An 18,319-nucleotide genomic window follows, 5' to 3' on the forward strand; every position below is an offset into this window, starting at 1 on the left:
ACTCCATCCTGTCGCGCCGAAAACCCGCTGCGTAGTGCCCCGATGTCACTGCATCATGTGGGCTTTTGCCTGCCCGGACATGACAAAATGTCACTACTTTAGACTGGGCCATATGATCATTTCTGCCGATGCCGGGCCCGGGCGCAGCGTGCAAGCCACGTGGAATTACACGCTCGGCTCGATCGTGCTGGTCCTGGTGGTCCTGGACGCCTCGCTCATCCTGCTGGCCCTGGAATCATTCAACGGCTCGACCGGCATTCTCGACGGCGTGCTGCTTGCGCTGCTTGCCTTGTCCTCGGCAATGAACGTGCGCTACTGCTGGTTCCTGCGGGCCGGGCTCGACGGCGGGCTGCCCGGCACAGCCTGGACGCTGGCGCTTGTTGGTCCGGCGGCGGCATGCTGGGTGGCGGGGCTCTACTCCCCTGACAACCGGTGGCTGGCGGCCGTTCCCCTCTGGCTGGCCATCTGCCTGCTGGCCTGCCTGGCGTCCCGGCGGAATCGATGGGTGCTGCTGGGCGCCGGGCTGGCATTGACCGCCCTGCACGTTGGGCTTGCCGCAGCCGTGTTCGGGCAACGCTACGATCTGGCACCCGACTCCGGCACCCGGTTCCTCCTGGTCTTCGCGGCTTTCATGCCCTTCATGCTGCTGACAAGCCTCTGGTGGTGGCGCATTGTCGTGGAGCTTGACCGGCACCGGCGCCTGGCGGGCGAGCTGGCCGTCACTCAGGAACGGTTGCGGTTTGCCGCCGATCTGCACGACATCCAGGGCCACCACCTGCAGGTGATTGCCCTCAAGGCCGAACTCGCCGAACGGCTGCTCACGATTGACGTCGAGGCGGCGCGGGAACACGTCCACGAAACCCGCGTCATCGCCAAACAGGCCCTCGAGGAGACCCGCTCGTTGGTGTCCGGGTACCGGGAGATAGCCCTCGACAATGAGCTTCAAAACGCCCGCGAAGTGCTGTCCGCCACCGGTGCGCACTGCGAACTGACGCTGGGTCCGCTCCCCGCCGATCCGGCCGTGCACCGGGCACTCGCCATGACGGTCCGTGAGGCAACCACCAACATCCTGCGGCACAGCGAGGCGACCCGGGCCCGCATCGCCTTGGGCACCTCGGCCGACGGATGCACCCTGACCATCAGCAACAACGGGCTGACCAGCCGGGAACCCTCCGGCAAGACCCCCGGTTCCGGGCTGGCCGGGTTGCGCGGCCGGGTCGAAACATTGGGCGGCAGCCTGGACACCATCCTCGACGCCGGGCGTGACCACTTTGAGCTCGCGGTATGGGTGCCCACTCGGATTGGAGCCGCAACATGAGCGGGTCTGCAACGCCGGGACGCATCCGGCTGCTGATTGCCGACGACGAACATCTGATTCGGGGCGCCCTTGAGGCTCTCCTGGGACTCGAACCCGACATCGAGGTGGTGGCAAGCGCCGACAATGGCGTGACCGCCGCCGAACTCGCACTGACCACCAAGCCGGACATCTGCCTGCTCGACCTTGAGATGCCCCGCGCCGACGGGATTGAGGCCGCCACGCGCATCTTGGCCACCGTGGACACCAGGGTCATCATCGTCACCCGGCATGCCCGCCCCGGGGTGTTGCGGCGGGCGCTGGCCACCCGGGTCGCGGGGTTCGTGCCGAAATCGACCCCCGCCGAGGATCTGGCCGATGTGATCCGCGACGTGGCGGCCGGCAAGCGCTACATCGACCCCGAGATCGCCGCGACCGCGCTGGCGGCCGAGCGCTGCCCGCTCACCGACCGCGAGCTCGACGCCCTGCGGATCAGCCGGTCAACCACCAGCGTGGCCCAGATCGCCCAGGAACTCCACCTGGCCCCGGGCACCGTGCGGAACTACCTCTCCGCAGCCATGATGAAGCTCAACGCCACCTCGCGGCACGATGCTTCCGAGAAAGCCTGGCAGGAAGGCTGGATCTAGGCGGACTCCATCGCCGTCGTACCGTTTCACCGCTAGACTCGTCACGTGATGCTACGTCCCACCTCTTGCCAACAAGTCCTGGCCCGCCGCGGCGTTGCCGGCCACCGCCAATACCGCATTCCGGCCCTGGCGGTGTCCGTGAAGGGCACCATCCTGGCAGCCTATGACGGCCGCCCGAACCTCGATGACCTGCCAAATCCGATCGACCTGTTGATCCGGCGCAGCACCGACAACGGGCGCAGCTGGGGCCCGCAGCAGACGGTGCGCACGGGCACCGGCCTGGACGGCTACGGCGATCCGAGCCTGCTCGTGGACACGGACACCGGGCGCATCTTCTTCTTCCATGCGGCGGGCACGCACGCGGGCTTCTTCGAGGCCGCCGAGGGCCTGGAGCCCAGCGACGACATCCAACATGCCGACCTCAGCTTCTCCGACGACGACGGCGCCACCTGGCAGCACCGCCGCCTCACCCCGATGCTCAAACGGGACGGCATCACGGGCCTGTTCGCCGCGGCGGGCGCCGGAATCCGCATCCACACCGGCCCGTTCACCGGCCGGCTGGTGCAGCAATTCGTGGTGCTGTTCCGCGGGGAGATCATGGCGGCGAGCGCCTACAGCGACGACCACGGCGAGACCTGGACGCTGGGCGAGCTGGTGTCCGGCGCCAATGAGAACAAGGTGGTGTGCCGCACCGACGGCAGCCTGTTGCTGCATTCGCGGGCCACGCCGCACCGGCTGACTGCCGTCTCCACCGATGGCGGGCACAGCTACTCCCCCGCGGAGCCGCACCCCGAATTGCCGGACCCCAGCGACAACGGTTCGGTGGCCCGCTTCGACGGCCTCCCCAACGTCACCACGTTCGCCGCCCCGGAGACGGAGCACTGGTTGATTGCCACGCACAACCACGATTCGGCGCTGCGCCGCAACACCGTCCTGAAGCTCTCGCAGGACAACGGCGCCACCTGGCCGTTCGGAATCGTCCTGTGCCCCGGCAGTTCCGAATACTCCACGGCCGTCCGCCTCCCCGATGGCCGGATCGGCGTGCTGTACGAACGCCAGGGCTACCAGGAGATCGTGTTTGCCGCCCTCGACCCGCAGGAACTGCTGGGCTCCCCCCTTGCTTCCCTGACGCACGACGGCGGCACCGCCTTCACCGGCGGCCTCGCTCTGGACGTGGTGCTGCGTTCCATCACCCCCGGCCGCCCGGCCGTGTGGCGCAGCGTTGGCGAGAGCTTCACGCTGACCCAGACCGACGGCGATTGGGACCCGGCCGCGTGGAAGGAAGTGGGCCAGGGATACTCGGAGGAGGCGCCGCAGGTGCTGTCCAACCGCGAGTCGCAGGACCTCAACTACGGCGCCGTGGTCCCCGGGTACAAAGCCGGCGATGTGCTGGCGTTCGGCGGCCGGGTGGCGAACCGTGGCCAAGCACCGGAAGCCGAGATTGCGGTGACCCTCGCAACGGCCGCCGGCACGGACGCAGTAGCCGAAACGGCCACCCTGGACCCGGGCGATTCCCTGGCTTTCACGGCCACCTACACCGTGACGGACGCCGACATCACTGCCGGTTCCGCCACCGCCACGTTCACACTGAATTCCGGGGCCGGCACCGTCGCGAAGAGGTTCGCTTTTGACGTGGCCACGGGGGACGTCACGGAAAGCTAGCCGCCGCCAGGCTGGTCGCCGAGCTCGTCCATCGACTTGGCAATGGTGTGGCGGGCTTCCGCGGCGGTTTGGGCGGCCTTGAGGGTCTCGGCCGTGACGTTGAAGCCGGCCACACGGGCCTGGAGCTGGGTCAGGGCGGCAATCAGCATGGTCTCTTGTTCGGCCAGGGCGTCGCGTTGGTTCAACAGGTCCGCGCGCTGCTCCACCATGATGACCCGGCGGCCCATCGCGGTTTGGGCGGCGCCGGAGTCCCCCGCCGCCGCGGACGACTCCGCCTGCGCGCCCAGCACGTCGATGGCCCGTTGCAGGTCGGCGGCCTGGACATCCAGGCGTTGGCGGCTGACCGATACGTCCGCCACGCCGCGGCGCATCTTTTGCACGGCCGCGAGCTGCTTGAGCTGGGCGTCGGCCAGGGTGAGTTCACCGCCGGAGCCGGCACCGGCGTCGTTCTTCCCGGAATCGCGTCCGGGCTTGGAGCGGCCCGTCATCCGGCCCAGGAAGCCCATGGCGCCGCTAGGCTCCGTCACCCAGGTCGGTGTAGGTGCTGGACCAGTTCTTCAGCATGGTGGCCTCGATTTCCAGGGTGCGGGTGAGGTCGGCCAGGTCGACGTCGGCCATGGGGGTGGCAGCACTCGCCAGGGCGTTGCGGATGCCTTGGGCTGTCTGGGTGATCTGGCCGACCTGGGTGCCCAGCGTTTTCGCATAGATGCCCTGCACGGCCGGGTCGGGATCGGCCTGGGCCACCTGGAGCTGGGTCTCCACCACGGCGCCGGCCTGCTGCAGCGTGCGGAAGATGGACTCGAGGTTGCCGGTGTATTGGCGCGTGCTTTGGGCCGCGGACAGGCTGCGCGCCGTGGCCTCGAGGGATTCCTGCAGGCTGATCCGCGACTTCATGATCTCGCCCAGCGGGCCACCCGTGGACTGCGCCCGCACCTTCAGCGCGCTGCGCCGGGCCATCTCGTACTTGGGCTTGGAAACCTTCACCAGGCTCAGGACGCCGCGGGAGACCAGCACGCCCACGGTCACGGCCGCACCCACAACCACCAGGATGATCACCAACATGATGATCAAAAAAGCCGTGCCAAAGTCCATGGGGCAACCAGTTCCTTACCGCCTGCAATAGGCGCCAAATCCCGCATTTCTTGTGTGCAGATCAGCGTAGCACCGGCGGCTGGGGAGCAACCTCAGGGTTCTTCCCAGGGTCATCCCCGATGCGTGCGGCCGTGCAGGCAGGGCAGAATGACAGCATGAAGACAATCCTGAACGTGATCTGGCTGGTATTTGGCGGGCTGTGGCTGGCCCTTGGCTACTTCCTGGCCGGGATCGTTTGCTGCCTGCTCATCATCACCATCCCGTGGGGGATCGCATCCTTCCGCATTGCCGGGTACGCGCTGTGGCCGTTTGGCCGGACGGTGGTGGACAAGCCCGGCGGCACCGGCGTGGCCAGCACCCTGGGCAACGTCATCTGGATCCTGGTAGCCGGCATCTGGATAGTCATCGGTCACGTGACCACGGCCGTCGCCATGGCGATCACGATCATCGGCATCCCCCTGGCCATCGCCAACATCAAGATGATCCCCGTCTCCCTCATGCCGCTGGGCAAGGAAATCGTGCCCACCAACCGGCCATTCGCGGGGTCCTACCGGTAGCTTTCCGCGCCGCACCGCCCCGCCCGGCAAGGGACGGGTCTAAACTGGCGGGCAACAGCACAAACGACGACGTTTTGCGAGGTTGCCATGAGCCAGGTCTCCAAGTCCGCCAACCCCTATTCGGTACTGCGCCGCAAGGCGATCGAGGGCGACGACGAGGAAGGGGGTAGCGGCCTCTTCAAAAGCCTGGGGCTGTGGCAGCTGACGGCCATCGGCGTCGGCGGCATCATCGGCGTCGGCATCTTCACCCTCGCCGGGGTGGTGGCGCACGGCGACTCGCAAAACCCGGCGGTGGGTCCCGCCGTCGTCATTTCCTTCCTGATTGCAGGCCTGGCCAGCGGTGCAGCGGCGCTTTCCTACGCCGAATTTGCCGGCATGATTCCCCGCGCCGGCTCCGCCTACACGTACGGCTATGTGGCGCTGGGCGAACTGGTGGGCTGGTTCATCGGCTGGGACCTGCTGCTGGAATACATTGCCATCGTGTCCGTGGTGGCGATCGGGATTTCCGGTTACTTCAGCGCGTTCATGCAGGGCATTGGCGTGGTGGTGCCGGATTGGATGTCCAGTTCCTGGACGCCCGACACCCCGCACGGACTCATCAACATCCCGGCCGTGGCCGTCTGCCTGCTGGTCACCTGGATCCTGAGCCGCGGTTCGAAGAGTTTTGGCCGCTTTGAGCTCATCGCCGTCAGCATCAAGGTGTTGCTGGTGCTGGGCATCATCGGGATCGGCGTCTTCCACATCAACACCCAAAACTTCGTGCCGTTCATGCCCAACAGCTTCGGGCCCGTGCTCACGGGTGCGGCCACGGTGTTCTTTGCCGTATTTGGCTATGACGCCATGAGCACCGCTGCGGAGGAGGCCAAGGACGGCAAGAAGCACATGCCCAAGGCCATCATCCTGTCCCTGGTCATCGCCATGGCCCTGTACGTGATGGCCACGCTGGTGCTGACCGGCATGCAAAACTACGCCAAGATCAACCCCGAAAGCGCATTTGCCTCGGCCTTCGACTCCGTGGGCATGCCCACCATCGCCACCATCATCTCCGCGTTCGCCGTCATCTCCATCCTGACGGTCATGCTGACGTTCCTGCTGGGCGTGACCCGGGTCTGGTTCTCCATGAGCCGCGACGGCCTGCTGCCCAAGTGGTTCGCCAAGACCGACGCCAAGCGGGGCGTGCCGCAGCGGGTGACCTGGATTGCCGGCGTCGCCTCCGCCATCCTCGCCGGCGTGCTGCCCATCCGGCTCGTCGCGGACCTGACGAACATCGGCATCCTGGCCGCCTTCGTGGTGGTGTGCGCGGCCGTGATCGTGCTGCGCCGCACCCGCCCGGAGGTGCCCCGGACGTTCAAGCTGCCGTTCATGCCAGTGGTTCCGGCCTTCGGTGTGCTGGCGTCGTTCTTCCTCATGACACAGCTGCATTGGGAGACGTGGCTGCGGTTCGTCATCTGGCTCGTGATCGGCTTGTTCATCTATTTCCTCTACGGACGCAAGCATTCCCTCATGAACCCCGACAGTCCCCGGCATGCCCTGAACAAGGCCGACGCCGGCCCGGAGACTGCCGCCTGACCCTTGCCGCCGGCGCCGGCTCCGTCCCAGCCATTGGGCCCTGTTTGACCCTGCCGCCGGGTGCACCCTTAGCATGGAGACGGCCGCAGTGGCCGCTACAACGTAAGGGGCCGCCATGCCGAACACCACGCTCTTCACCCTTGTCCGGCATGGCGAAACAGACTGGAACCGGGCCGGCATCATCCAGGGCAGCACCGACATCCCGCTCAATGAGCTGGGCCGCGATCAGGCCCGGCGTGCCGCCGGCGTCCTCGGTTTTCACGACTGCACAAGCATCGTCTCCAGCACCATGGACCGCGCCAAGGAAACTGCCGCCATCATTGCCGGCGAGCTGTCCCTGCCGCTGGGGGCCGCCGTGGCGGAGCTGTGCGAACAAACGTTTGGCGAGGCCGAGGGGTCCGATTGGGCGAGCTTTGCCGAACGGTTCCCGGACGGCCCGGCCGGGCAGGAGAGCGCCCACGAGGTGCGCGGCCGCGCACTGGACAGCCTCCGGGCCATCGCGGACACCCACGCGGAAGAAACCACGGCGAATGTTGTGGTGGTGACCCACGGCGGGGTCATCAAGGCGTTGACGGGCCATCCGGACCTGGCCGGTCACGACTTTGGCGGGCCGGCGGCCAACGGCTCCATCACCCGGCTTGCACTGCACGACGGCCGGCTGTGCGGCGGCCACCAACTTAGCGGCGCCACCGCCTGCGACGCGATGGCCGCCACGGCATAGCCCACGGGCCGCGTAAGCTGGTCGCATGCGCAAAAAAACCAATTGGTTGGACATAGCTGTCCAGTTCGCCAGTTTCGCGGCCATGTGCCTGGTGCTGTCCCTGACCCGGTTTGGACTGCCCGTGAAGATTGTCCTCGCCTTTGGCGTCTCGATCGCCATCTCCGCGTCGTGGGCCTACTTCAAGCGCCAGCGGATCAAGAACCATGGCGAACCCAAGCGCATGCACGTTTACAGCGTCAAGAACGTGGACGAAAACTGATGGACATCATTCGGTATGCGGACCTGAAGGCTGCCCCGTGGGCCAACGGCGGCGGCGTGACCCGCCAGCTCGCGGCCGGCCTGGGCACCGCCGTGACGCTGGGCTCCGGGGCCAAGGGCGACGCCTGGGACTGGCGGATCAGCATCGCCGAGGTGGCCAAGGCCGGCCCGTTCTCGCCGCTGCCCGGGATCGACCGGGTCCTGACCATCATCGACGGCGACCTCGTGGCGTTGACCGTGGACGGCGTGGAGCATGCGCTGGAAAAGTACCGGACCTTCAAGTTCTCCGGCGACTCCGACACCTCCGCCTCCCTGCCCACGGGCGCGCTCATGGACCTGAACGTCATGACCCGCCGCGGCGCCTTCAAGGGCTACGCGACCATTCTGGAACTGTCCAAGAAGCGCCCACACCCCGTCTTTGCCGGCCAGTTCGCCGTACTGCTCCAGGGCCAGGCCACGGCCGCGCCCGCCGCTGATGCCGCCGCGGACGACGGCGGCTCTGAGCCGGGCGCGCCCGTCACCCTGGGCAGGTACGACGCCGTGGTGGGCTCCGAGGCGGCACCGGAAATTTCCGGACGCGGCTTCCTCGCCGTACTGAGCATCGACCCCGCCGGGGACTAGACCGGTTTCCGGTGATTGAGCTTCTCGAAATCACCGGAAGCAGCCGCGCCTAGCCTTGCTGGGCGCTCTCCCACTCCACGCGGACCTTTACGCCGCCGGCCTCCGTGTGTTCAATGTGGGTTTTGATCTCATCGGGCTTGGCACCCATCTCCGAGATCTTGTGCTGGTATTCCTTGACCAGCTCGGCCAAGGTCTCCTCCGTCCACTCGCCGGGACGGAGTCGGGTCGAAATTTCCACGTCTTCTGAGCTCATTGCCGCAATCCCTATTCGCTAGCTTGCTCCCGGCCGGGCGGCCGTAAGCACAACGCTAAGTCCATCCACGCACCGGGGCAAGAGAGATCCGGCGGCGAAGAATCCGGCTGCCCTAACCGTGACAAGGCGCCCCGGGCATGCAGAATAAGGCTATGAAGCAGCAATTCCGGGCACGGCGGCGCCCATGACGTTTCCCGTCCTGGCCCTGATCTGTGTGGCGGCACTGCTGGGTCCGCTGCTGGCCCTGCCGCAAAAGTGGCACATCCCCGTGGTGGTGGGTGAACTGTTCGCCGGGCTGCTGCTGGGCCGGACGGGCCTGATGCTGGTTGATCCGGCGGAACCCACCTTCACGTTCCTGGCCGACATGGGCTTTGCCCTGGTCATGTTCGTTGCCGGCACCCATGTCCCCGTGCGTGAGAAGGCCATCCGCCGGGCACTGGGCAGCGGGGCGTTGTGCCTCCTGGCCGTGGCGGCGGCCGCCGCGGCCGTGGGAATCGGGCTGGCCGCCGTCTTTGGCACGGGCCATGCCGCGCTGTACACGGTGCTGCTGGCGTCGTCGTCGGCCGCGCTGGTGCTGCCCATCGTCGCGTCCCTGGGCCTGGCCGGGCAGGGCGTGCTGGCCATGACGGCCCAGGTGGCCCTCGCCGATACCCTGGCCATCATTGCGCTGCCGCTCGCGTTGGATCCGGCCACTGCCGGCCGGGCGGCCTGGGGTTCGCTGGCCGTGCTGGCTTGTGCGGGGGTGATCTTCCTGGTGTTGCGCCAGGGGGAACGCAGCGGTGTGCGGAAACGATTCCACCGGGTGTCTGAATCCCGGAAGTTCGCGCTGGAACTGCGGATCCAGCTCGCCATCCTCTTCGCGCTGGCCGGGCTGGCCGTCTACAGCCATGTCTCGATCATGCTGGCCGGGTTCGCGTTTGGGTTGGTGGTGTCCGCCTCCGGCGAGCCACGCCGGCTGGCCCGCCAGCTGTTCGCCGTGACTGAGGGATTCCTGGGACCGTTGTTCTTCCTTTGGCTCGGGGCCTCGCTGAACCTGCACGAACTCGCCGGGCATCCCCGCATGATCCTGTTGGGGCTGGCGCTCGGGACGGGCGCTATCGCCGTGCACGGCGTCACCCGGTTCTTTGGCCAGCCGCTGCCGTTGGGCGTGCTGGCCGCGTCCCAGTTGGGTGTCCCCGTTGCCGCGGCCACGATCGGCATCCAGCAAAACCTGCTCTCACCCGGGGAGCCGGCTGCCCTGGTGCTCGGCGCGCTCATCACCATTGCGGCAGCCACCGCGGCGGCCGGACGGTTCGCCGCATCAACGGCCACATCCTCCCCCGCCGGGAACCCACTCGTTAAAGCAAGACGCCGGCACCCAAGGCGGGTGCCGGCGTCGTACTTGAGGGATCAACCCCTATGGGCCCACGCGCCCGAGGGACCCGGACCGAGGCACGAGCTCTGGGAGGGCGTGGGGACTAGCGGCTGCGGCGCTGGTTCGACGCGGGGGCCGAGGCGCGGCGGGGTCCGCCGGAGCGGCCCGAGCGGCCTGCGCCGCCACCGTTGGCGTTGAAGCTGCCGCCGGATTCGCCACCCGTGTTGGAGGACCAGACGGCTCCGCCGGAGGAACGCTGTCCGCCGCCCTGGCCGGCGCCGCGCGAGGTGCTGCGCGGGGCGTCGTTGTGGTGGCTGGAGCCCTGCGGGGCGCGCTTGCCGCGGGCCACGTCGCCGTCGCGGGCGGGGCGGCCTTCGCCGGCGGCGCGTGCCGGGCGGCGGCCCTCGCCACCGAAGCGGGCAGCCTGCGGCTGGCCTTCACGGCGCTCGGTGCGGTTGCCCGCTGCGGGTGCGTCGGCGGAAACGCGACCGCGTCCGCCGCGACCGCCACGGCCACCGGCGGTGGGGGCTGCGCCGCTGCGGGCCGAACGCTTGCGCTGGGCGTTGGCGCCCGTGGAGGTGCCACCACCCTGTGCCGGCTGCTTGGCAGCAAGCAGTGCGGCGCGGGTGCGCGGGTCGATCTTGTCGGCAACCTCGCCCACCAGGGTGGCGATGACGGGTGAGCTGGTGGTGACGCGCTCGAAGTTCACGTCAACGCCGGCGGCGCGCATGAGCTTCTTGACGTCGCCCTGCTGCTCGGGCAGCGTCAGGGTGACCACGACGCCGTCGGACCCTGCACGGGCCGTACGGCCGGAGCGGTGCAGGTATGCCTTGTGCTCCGTGGGCGGGTCGACGTGGATGACCAGTTCGATGTCGTCAACGTGCACGCCGCGGGCGGCGACGTCGGTGGCGACCAGGACGCGGACGTCACCGGTGGCGAACTCGGCCAGGTTGCGGTCGCGGGCGTTCTGCGACAGGTTGCCGTGCAGGTCGACGGCGGGGATGCCGGCGTCGGTCAGGGTCTTGGCCAGCTTGCGGGCGTGGTGCTTGGTGCGCATGAACAGGATGCGGCGGCCGGCACCGGAGGCCAGCTCAACGATGACCTGCTTCTTGACGGTCTGGTCGTTGACCACCAGGACGTGGTGTTCCATGGTGGACACGGCGGCCTTGGGCTCGTCCACGGAGTGGGTGAGCTGGTTGGAAAGGTAGCGCTGGACGATCTTGTCCACGCCGTTGTCCAGGGTGGCGGAGAACAGCATGCGCTGACCCTGCGTGGGGGTGGTGTCCAGCAGGCGCTTGACCACGGGCAGGAAGCCGAGGTCGGCCATGTGGTCGGCCTCGTCCAGGACGGTGATCTCAACGCTTTCCAGCGACACGATGCGCTGCTTCATGAGGTCTTCGAGGCGGCCCGGGCAGGCGATGACGATGTCGACGCCGGCGCGCAGGGCCTTTTCCTGGCGGGCCTGGGAGACGCCGCCGTAGATGACCGTGGTGTTCAGGCCCATGGCCTTGGCCAGCGGCTCAATGGTGTTGTTCAGCTGGGTGGCCAGCTCGCGGGTCGGTGCAAGGACCAGGCCCATGGGGCGGCCGGGCTTGCGGAAGTACGGTGCCTCGCGCTCGGCCAGGCGGGCCACGAGTGGGATGGCGAAGGCGATGGTCTTGCCGGAGCCGGTGCGTCCACGGCCCAGGACGTCGCGACCGGCCAGGGTGTCCGGCAGGGTCTTGACCTGGATGGGGAATGCTTCCTCAATGCCTTGGGCGGCGAGTGAAGCAACGATTTCCTTGGGCGCACCAAGGGCAGCAAAAGTTGTCATAAAAAGTATGGAATCTTTCTTAAGGCGGTTCAACGTCCCACGATCAGTTTTGACCACGGGTTCGCCGATTCAATGCCAGAGCGTCTCAACCGCGGATTGCTTGAAGCAAAATCCCTGCGGGAGCCGTTGAATGCGTTCATCGACGCAGAATGCGCACCTACGCGCATTAAGTATTGCCATTCTAACAGGCGCACGACGCCGGGAACGGACCGGGTGCCCCATCTCACGTTCCGCGCGGTGCGGCTCCGAACGCCTCGGCCCCGTACCTTATGCGCCGGATTCATGTTGAGTTGGGCGCAGCGTGGTCACTGGCGCCGGACTGGCCGCAGGTTTCACGCATAAGCTACGGACAGTTTCCTTTTGCGCCGGACTCGCGGCGGGTTGGGCGCATGGAGGTAAGCGGCCGCTCTGCGTTCCCTGCCCCGACGGCGTCAGCTCAGCCCTGGCCCGGTACGCTTAACGTCGATGAGTGAAATCCCAGCCTCCGCCCCCGATTCCCCCGCAACGCCCGCCGACGCATCCCCGGCAGAGGAGCGGGCGCCGCGCACCACGGACGGCACGGCCCGCCCGGTCACGCCCGGCAGCCAGGCGGCCGAGGGCACCTACCGCGCCCAGCCCGTTTCCTTCGTGCGCCGCGGGACCCGTTTGCAGGGCCGCCGTCAGCAGGCCTGGGACGACCACTCCGATGCCCTCGCCGTGGACGTACCCCGCCACATCGCGGACACCTCCGTGCACCCCGAATTTGTTTTTGACGCCGCCGCCGAGTTTGGCCGCACGGCACCGCTGGTCGTGGAGATCGGCTCCGGCCTGGGCGACGCCGTGGTCCACGCGGCCAAGGAAAACCCGGAGAAGGATTTCCTGGCCGTGGAGGTCTACACGCCCGGCCTGGCCCAGACCATCCAAAAGATCGTCGCGGCCGGAATCAGCAACGTCCGCGTGGTCCAGGCCAACGCCCCCGAGGTCCTGAGCACCATGCTGCCGGCCGGTTCCGTCAGCGAAGTGTGGGTGTTCTTCCCGGACCCGTGGCACAAGGCCAAACACAACAAGCGCCGCATGGTCAAGGACACCTTCGCGCCGCTCGTCGCCCGGGTGTTGGCGGAGGGTGGGCTGTGGCGCCTGGCCACCGACTGGTCCACCTATGCCGAGCAGATGCGCGACGTCGGTGCGGAGTCGAGCGACTTCGTGAACGTGCACGACGGCGAACGCACCGGCGTCGACAGCCCGCTGACCGAGGCGCGGCGCAGCGGCGTCGACTGCGAGGTCAGCGACGAGCTCGACACCGCCGGCGGCTGGTCGCCGCGCTTCGACGGGCGCATCCTGACAAGCTTTGAAAACAAGGCGCACAAGGCCGGCCGGGTCATCTTCGACCTGACATTCCGGCGGGTCTAGGGCGCCCGACGGAGCCAACATGGCGCGTGGGGAATTGCCAAGGTGAAACTGCGCACCAATCCCGCCTAAGATTGGTTAGATGTGGTTCACCGACTGGGACCGCACATTTCCGTTAGGAAGAGCGCTCTGTGACGTATTCCTCCGCCGGTTCGCAACTGTTGACGCGGATCGCCGAGTTCACCGATAACTCCATTGCCGCCGGCGTCGCGTATGCCGACGACGGCCGGGTGCGCGAGATCATGCTCGAGCCCGCCACCGGCCTGCTGTCCGGAAAAGTCATGGGCACCATGGCCTACCGTTCCACGGCAAAGCTGGTCCGCGAGCACGACGGCGTCGTGGCCTGCCGGGTGGGCATCTGCAGCTGCCCGGTGCGGCAGAACTGCAAGCACGTGGTGGCCCTGATTGCCGCGGCCGAGGCGGACCCCAACTTCCAGGACTTCTTTGTCCCCGAGGAAGCGCCCGCGGAGCCGACGTTCCTGGAGACCCTGCTGGCCAACGCCAAGGGTGCCAAGGCCGGCAAGGCCCCCGCCGGGCCGGCCGCCCCGAGCGAGGCGCCCAGCTGGGAAACCAGCCTGCAGGAGCTGCTGCCGGCCGCCGTCGCCGTCCCGGCCGAGGATGCACCCGCCTTGGGCCTGCAATTCGAGCTCCAGGTCCCGCCGCCGCGCTTTTCCTACCGCGGCACCGGCGGCAAGGTGCCCTCGGCCCCCATCCTCAACGTCCGCCCCGTGGTCATGGGCGCCCGCGGCAAATGGGTCAAGACCGGCATCAGCTGGAACACGCTGGGGTACCTCAGCTACGGCCGCCAGCACGATCCCGCCCAGCTGGAGTGGCTGAGCGAATTCCTGTCCTCCCACAGCCCCCGGCAGTACAGCCACAGCAGCGCCGCTTCCTGGCTGGCCATCAACGACTTTGCCGGCCGCAACCTGTGGTCGCTGCTGGCGGACGCCCACAAGCACGGCGTGTCCCTGGTGCAGTCAAGCACGGGAGACCCCGTGCGGATCTCCCCCGCCGACGCCACCGTCCAGCTTGACGTATCCCGGGCCGAATCCGGCGGGCTCGACGTCGGCCCGCTGATCGAGACGGCCGGGGACCCCATCGACGAGGCCATCGTCGGCACCATCGGTTCTCCCGCCCACGGGCTCTTCTTCGCCGACGTACCCGATGCCGGCGGAAACGTGGCCAGCGGCACCTCGGGGCGCAACGCCGTGGTCCGCGGCACCATCACCCTGGTCCCGCTGGCCGCCGGAACTTCGGCACAGATGTTGGACTTTGCGCTGCGCAAGGAAGTGGTCCATGTGCCGGCGGACGGGGAGGAGAAATTCCTCACCCAGTTCTACCCGCAGCTCAAACAGGCCGCGCCCGTGGTCTCCGCCGACCAGTCCGTGGAGCTGCCCGCCTACGTCGAACCCACGCTGTCGCTGCTGGCGGCGTACGGGGACGACCACACGCTGCGCCTGCACTGGGAGTGGCACTACCAGGTGGGCAACCGGATGAATTCGCGCCCGCTCTGGCCCGAACCCGGCGAATCGGCCGTGCGCGACGCCGCCGCCGAGGAGCGGATCGTGGCCGTCGTGGGCACGCCGTGGGACGACATCACGGCCATGGGCGTGGCCGCCAACAGCGCCTGGGGCGAGCCGAAACTGGCCGGCTCGGCCACGCTGACGGGCCTTGACACCATGACGTTCACCGAGACCGTGCTGCCCCGGCTGCGCGAGCTGCCCGGCGTCACGGTGGAAACCAGTGGCGACATCGCCAGCTACCGCGAGGTCACCGAGGCGCCCATCGTGACGATTTCCACGCACGCCACGGACGAACGCGACTGGTTCGACCTGGGCATCGTCATCACCGTGGAGGGCCAGTTCGTGTCGTTCGCGGCCGTGTTCTCCGCCCTCGCCGCCGGACAGTCGCGCATGCTGCTGCCCAGCGGCGCGTACTTCTCCCTGGACCGCCCCGAACTGCACCAGCTGCGGGCGCTCATCGACGAAGCCCGCGGGCTCAATGACAACAAGGACGGCCAGCTGCGGATCAGCCGCTTCCAGGCCGGGCTGTGGGACGAACTGGCCCAGCTGGGCATCGTGGACGAACAGGCCCAGGCCTGGCGCAAGGCGGTCTCCGGCCTGCTCGACGGCGGCCCGCCCGTGCCGCTGCCCACTCCCGAAACGCTCAACGCCACGCTGCGCCCGTATCAGCTGGAAGGCTTCAACTGGCTGCATTTCCTGTACACGCACGGGCTCGGCGGCGTACTGGCCGACGACATGGGCCTTGGCAAGACCGTCCAGTCGCTGGCCCTGATCACCCAGGTCAAGGCCGACGGCGAGAACGACAAGCCCTTCCTGGTGGTGGCGCCGACCTCCGTGGTGGGCAACTGGGCCAGTGAAAGCACCAAGTTTGCCCCCGGCCTGAAGGTGGTGACGGTTTCGGAGACCTTCGCCAAGAGCGGCTTCGATTCCGCCGATTTCTTTGCCGGTGCCGACATCGTCATCACCTCCTACGCCCTGTTCCGGATCGACTTTGCCGAATACGGGATGCAGCCCTTTGCCGGGCTCATCCTGGACGAGGCCCAGTTCGTGAAGAACCACCAGTCCAAGGCGTACCAGTGCGCCCGCAAGCTCAACGCCCCGTTCAAGCTGTCGGTGACAGGTACCCCGCTGGAAAACAACCTCATGGAGCTGTGGACGCTGCTCTCGATCGTGGCCCCGGGACTGTTCCCCAGCCCCAAGCGCTTCGCCGAGTTCTATCAGCGGCCCATTGAGAAGAACGGCAACAACGAGCTGCTGACCAAGCTCCGCGCCCGGGTCAAGCCGCTCATGCTCCGGCGCACCAAGGAACAGGTCATCAAGGACCTGCCCGCCAAGCAGGAACAAATCCTTGAGGTGGAGCTGAACCCGCGCCACCAAAAGGTGTACCAGACCCACCTGCAGCGCGAGCGGGCCAAGATCCTGGGCCTTTTGGAGGACGTGAACAAGAACCGGTTCACGATCTTCCAGTCACTGACCCTGCTGCGCCAGCTCAGCCTCGACGTCACGCTCGTGGACGAGGGCCAGGCCGGCGTGCGCTCCTCCAAGCTGGACGTCTTGTTTGAACAGTTGGAGGACGTGGTGAAGGAGGGCCACCGGGCGCTGATCTTCAGCCAGTTCACCGGCTTCCTGGGCAAGGTCCGGGACCGGCTGGTCGCCGAGGGCATCGACTTCACCTACCTCGACGGCTCCACCCGCAACCGTGCCGCCGTCGTCGAGGACTTCAAGACCGGCACGGCACCGCTGTTCCTGATCAGTCTCAAGGCCGGTGGTTTCGGTTTGAACCTGACCGAGGCCGACTACGTGTTCATCCTTGACCCGTGGTGGAACCCGGCTTCCGAGGCGCAGGCCGTGGACCGTACCCACCGCATTGGCCAGAAGAAGAACGTCATGGTGTACCGGTTGGTTGCCAAGGACACGATCGAGGAAAAGGTCATGGCCCTGAAAGCCAAGAAGTCCCAGCTCTTCTCCGATGTGATGAGCGGCGATTCCCTGGCCGGCGGCGCCCTGACGGCAACGGACCTTGCGGGGCTGTTCAGCGACTAGCGCCGGTGCCGACGGAGGGTGTCACAGTTGTTTCCGCCCTGAAATCCTCCGGTAGGATTCTCCCCATAAGGGGTCCGTTTTGGCTCCGGCACGGACGACCGGGGGACCGTTCGAACGAGCACCGAACCGCTCCCGATTTGGATTCCCATGCGTCGTTTTCTTGCCCTGGGCAGCGCCACCGCGCTCCTTCTCGCCTCAACCGCCGGGCTCGCCACCCCGGCGTTGGCGGCTCCGCAGCCCGCCGTGTGCGTCATGGACTGTGCCGTCGCATCCGTGCCGGGTGCCCCGACCGGACTGACGGCCACTCCGGACCCCGCATCGGTCAGCGCAATCATTTCGTGGACAGATCCTGTTGACACCGGCGGCTCCGGGATTCGCGGCTATCCCTTGCAAAGGAGCACCGACGGCGTCCACTGGGCTGACTACGGTGAGTTGGCTGTCGATGTCGCCAACGGGAACTTCCACGACTACGGCCTCAAAGTGGGGACAAGCTACTACTATCGCCTGGCCGCGGAGAACAGCACCGGCGTCGGCCCCTATTCGGCGGCAACCAGCATGGTGGCGCAAACGTACCCCAGCAACGTCAAATCCCTGATGGCCAAATCGGGTCCACACAGTGCCACCCTCAGCTGGGGCGCCCCGGACGACGGCGGCACACCTGTCACCGGGTACCAGGTGCAATACACGGCCGCCACGGGCCTCCCATGGGAGGTGCTTGAGGAGAACTGGATCAGTGCTCCGCCCGCGACGACGTCGCCGTACACGTTGACGGGCCTGGCGAACGATACCGTGTACGCGTTTCGGGTTCGAGCCGTCAATGCGCAGGGTCCGTCTCCCGACTGGCAGTTCACACAGGCATACCCCCAGGCCCCGCGGTTCAACTCCTTCAGCCCCACCGTCACGAAGGGCGACGGTTCCGCGCTCCATGGCAACACCATCAAGCCGGGCATGGAGGTCCTCGTGTCGCAGTCGGGCTTGCAGCCGGGCGCCAAACTCAGAGTCACCCTCTGGCGTGCCCGCACGGCCACCGAGCCGGCGCACCCCATCAACGTCGAAGAAGTACTGGGCACCGCAACCGTCGATCCCGACGGCAACGTGCGGCTCTTGACCCGTATCCCGGCCACCTTCCCCGGCGGTGAGGCCTCTATCACCAGCGAACTGACGTACCCCGGCAGCACGTTCCTGGACTACACCGTCTACTTCACGGTGTCGTCAAACGGTTCCGGCACTCCGACACCCAGCTCGCCCGCACCCGTCATTCCGACACCCCGCGCAAGTGGCGGTGCAGCACCTGCTGCTTCGCCCAAGACCCCGGCCGCGGTGCCGAGCAAATCCAGCGGCAGCACGGCAATCGCCACCGCCGCGGTGTCAACGTCCGCATCGGCGCCGGGAGACGGCCTCGCCGCCACCGGGATGTCATCCCAGCCGTGGCTCCTGCCTGCTGGGGCGCTGCTTCTCCTGCTCGGACTCGCCGGCCGCCTCACGGCACGTCGCCGGCGCGCCTGACGGCAACGGAACATTCGGTG

Annotated in this window: 16 protein-coding genes; 12 read left to right on the forward strand and 4 right to left on the reverse strand. The window is 67.5% G+C overall.

The features are described 5' to 3' along the window. Positions 1 to 112 precede the first annotated feature (112 nt). From AL755_RS20470 to AL755_RS20480, 3 genes are read left to right on the forward strand one after another with little or no spacing between them, the layout of a single operon-like run. Positions 113 to 1,318 (forward strand): sensor histidine kinase, encoded by a 1,206-nt coding sequence (locus tag AL755_RS20470; protein ID WP_054012594.1) that lies wholly within the window; start codon positions 113 to 115, stop codon positions 1,316 to 1,318. Continuing rightward, the gene (locus tag AL755_RS20475) at positions 1,315 to 1,941 is read left to right on the forward strand and encodes a response regulator transcription factor (protein ID WP_054012595.1); all 627 of its coding nucleotides are present in this window, start codon (positions 1,315 to 1,317) and stop codon (positions 1,939 to 1,941) included. Before AL755_RS20470 ends, AL755_RS20475 begins: the two co-directional genes overlap by 4 nt. 48 nt (positions 1,942 to 1,989) lie before the next feature. Next, a complete protein-coding gene (locus AL755_RS20480; RefSeq protein ID WP_054012596.1) occupies positions 1,990 to 3,603 on the forward strand; it encodes a sialidase family protein in 1,614 nt (537 codons plus the stop codon). Here the strand turns inward: AL755_RS20480 and AL755_RS20485 are convergent. Next, positions 3,600 to 4,130, reverse strand: coding sequence for a PspA/IM30 family protein (locus AL755_RS20485; RefSeq protein WP_150117195.1), 531 nt, complete (start codon positions 4,128 to 4,130; stop codon positions 3,600 to 3,602). The genes AL755_RS20480 and AL755_RS20485 overlap by 4 nt on opposite strands. Next, positions 4,117 to 4,695 carry a hypothetical protein gene (locus tag AL755_RS20490; protein WP_054012598.1) on the reverse strand — a complete coding sequence of 193 codons (579 nt, stop codon included), beginning with the start codon at positions 4,693 to 4,695 and terminating at the stop codon, positions 4,117 to 4,119. The genes AL755_RS20485 and AL755_RS20490 overlap by 14 nt, the downstream gene beginning before the upstream one ends. A gap of 155 nt (positions 4,696 to 4,850) precedes the next feature. Here AL755_RS20490 and AL755_RS20495 point away from each other — a divergent pair, with 155 nt between their 5' ends. The 5 genes from AL755_RS20495 to AL755_RS20515 all read left to right on the forward strand — a co-directional run bounded on the left by AL755_RS20495 (position 4,851) and on the right by AL755_RS20515 (position 8,421). After that, positions 4,851 to 5,252, forward strand: coding sequence for a YccF domain-containing protein (locus tag AL755_RS20495; RefSeq protein ID WP_054012599.1), 402 nt, complete (start codon positions 4,851 to 4,853; stop codon positions 5,250 to 5,252). A gap of 87 nt (positions 5,253 to 5,339) precedes the next feature. After that, complete coding sequence (locus tag AL755_RS20500; RefSeq protein ID WP_054012600.1) at positions 5,340 to 6,821, forward strand: amino acid permease; 1,482 nt, start codon at positions 5,340 to 5,342, stop codon at positions 6,819 to 6,821. A gap of 115 nt (positions 6,822 to 6,936) precedes the next feature. Then, positions 6,937 to 7,542, forward strand: coding sequence for a histidine phosphatase family protein (locus AL755_RS20505; RefSeq protein WP_054012601.1), 606 nt, complete (start codon positions 6,937 to 6,939; stop codon positions 7,540 to 7,542). 25 nt (positions 7,543 to 7,567) lie between these two features. After that, positions 7,568 to 7,801, forward strand: a complete 234-nt coding sequence (locus AL755_RS20510; protein WP_054012602.1) for a hypothetical protein — start codon at positions 7,568 to 7,570, stop codon at positions 7,799 to 7,801. Next, positions 7,801 to 8,421 carry a HutD/Ves family protein gene (locus tag AL755_RS20515; RefSeq protein WP_054012603.1) on the forward strand — a complete coding sequence of 207 codons (621 nt, stop codon included), beginning with the start codon at positions 7,801 to 7,803 and terminating at the stop codon, positions 8,419 to 8,421. The genes AL755_RS20510 and AL755_RS20515 overlap by 1 nt, the downstream gene beginning before the upstream one ends. Positions 8,422 to 8,470: 49 nt before the next feature. Here the strand turns inward: AL755_RS20515 and AL755_RS20520 are convergent, their stop codons facing one another. Further along, complete coding sequence (locus AL755_RS20520; RefSeq protein ID WP_054012604.1) at positions 8,471 to 8,674, reverse strand: hypothetical protein; 204 nt, start codon at positions 8,672 to 8,674, stop codon at positions 8,471 to 8,473. A gap of 184 nt (positions 8,675 to 8,858) precedes the next feature. Here AL755_RS20520 and AL755_RS20525 point away from each other — a divergent pair, with 184 nt between their 5' ends. Beyond that, the gene (locus AL755_RS20525; RefSeq protein ID WP_082369460.1) at positions 8,859 to 10,226 is read left to right on the forward strand and encodes a cation:proton antiporter domain-containing protein; all 1,368 of its coding nucleotides are present in this window, start codon (positions 8,859 to 8,861) and stop codon (positions 10,224 to 10,226) included. Here AL755_RS20525 and AL755_RS20530 read toward each other — a convergent pair. Next, positions 10,132 to 11,841 carry a DEAD/DEAH box helicase gene (locus AL755_RS20530; RefSeq protein ID WP_054012605.1) on the reverse strand — a complete coding sequence of 570 codons (1,710 nt, stop codon included), beginning with the start codon at positions 11,839 to 11,841 and terminating at the stop codon, positions 10,132 to 10,134. The genes AL755_RS20525 and AL755_RS20530 overlap by 95 nt on opposite strands. 465 nt (positions 11,842 to 12,306) lie before the next feature. Here AL755_RS20530 and trmB point away from each other — a divergent pair, with 465 nt between their 5' ends. The 3 genes from trmB (at position 12,307) to AL755_RS20545 (ending at position 18,299) form a co-directional block, all read left to right on the forward strand. Then, complete coding sequence (gene trmB, locus AL755_RS20535) at positions 12,307 to 13,230, forward strand: tRNA (guanosine(46)-N7)-methyltransferase TrmB (protein WP_054012606.1); 924 nt, start codon at positions 12,307 to 12,309, stop codon at positions 13,228 to 13,230. A gap of 128 nt (positions 13,231 to 13,358) precedes the next feature. Beyond that, a complete protein-coding gene (locus AL755_RS20540; protein WP_054012607.1) occupies positions 13,359 to 16,793 on the forward strand; it encodes a DEAD/DEAH box helicase in 3,435 nt (1,144 codons plus the stop codon). 147 nt (positions 16,794 to 16,940) lie between these two features. Continuing rightward, positions 16,941 to 18,299: a fibronectin type III domain-containing protein gene (locus tag AL755_RS20545; RefSeq protein WP_054012608.1), complete on the forward strand. Its 1,359-nt coding sequence runs from the start codon at positions 16,941 to 16,943 to the stop codon at positions 18,297 to 18,299. Positions 18,300 to 18,319: the final 20 nt, after the last annotated feature.

This window comes from Arthrobacter sp. ERGS1:01 (assembly GCF_001281315.1).
Classification (GTDB): domain Bacteria; phylum Actinomycetota; class Actinomycetes; order Actinomycetales; family Micrococcaceae; genus Specibacter.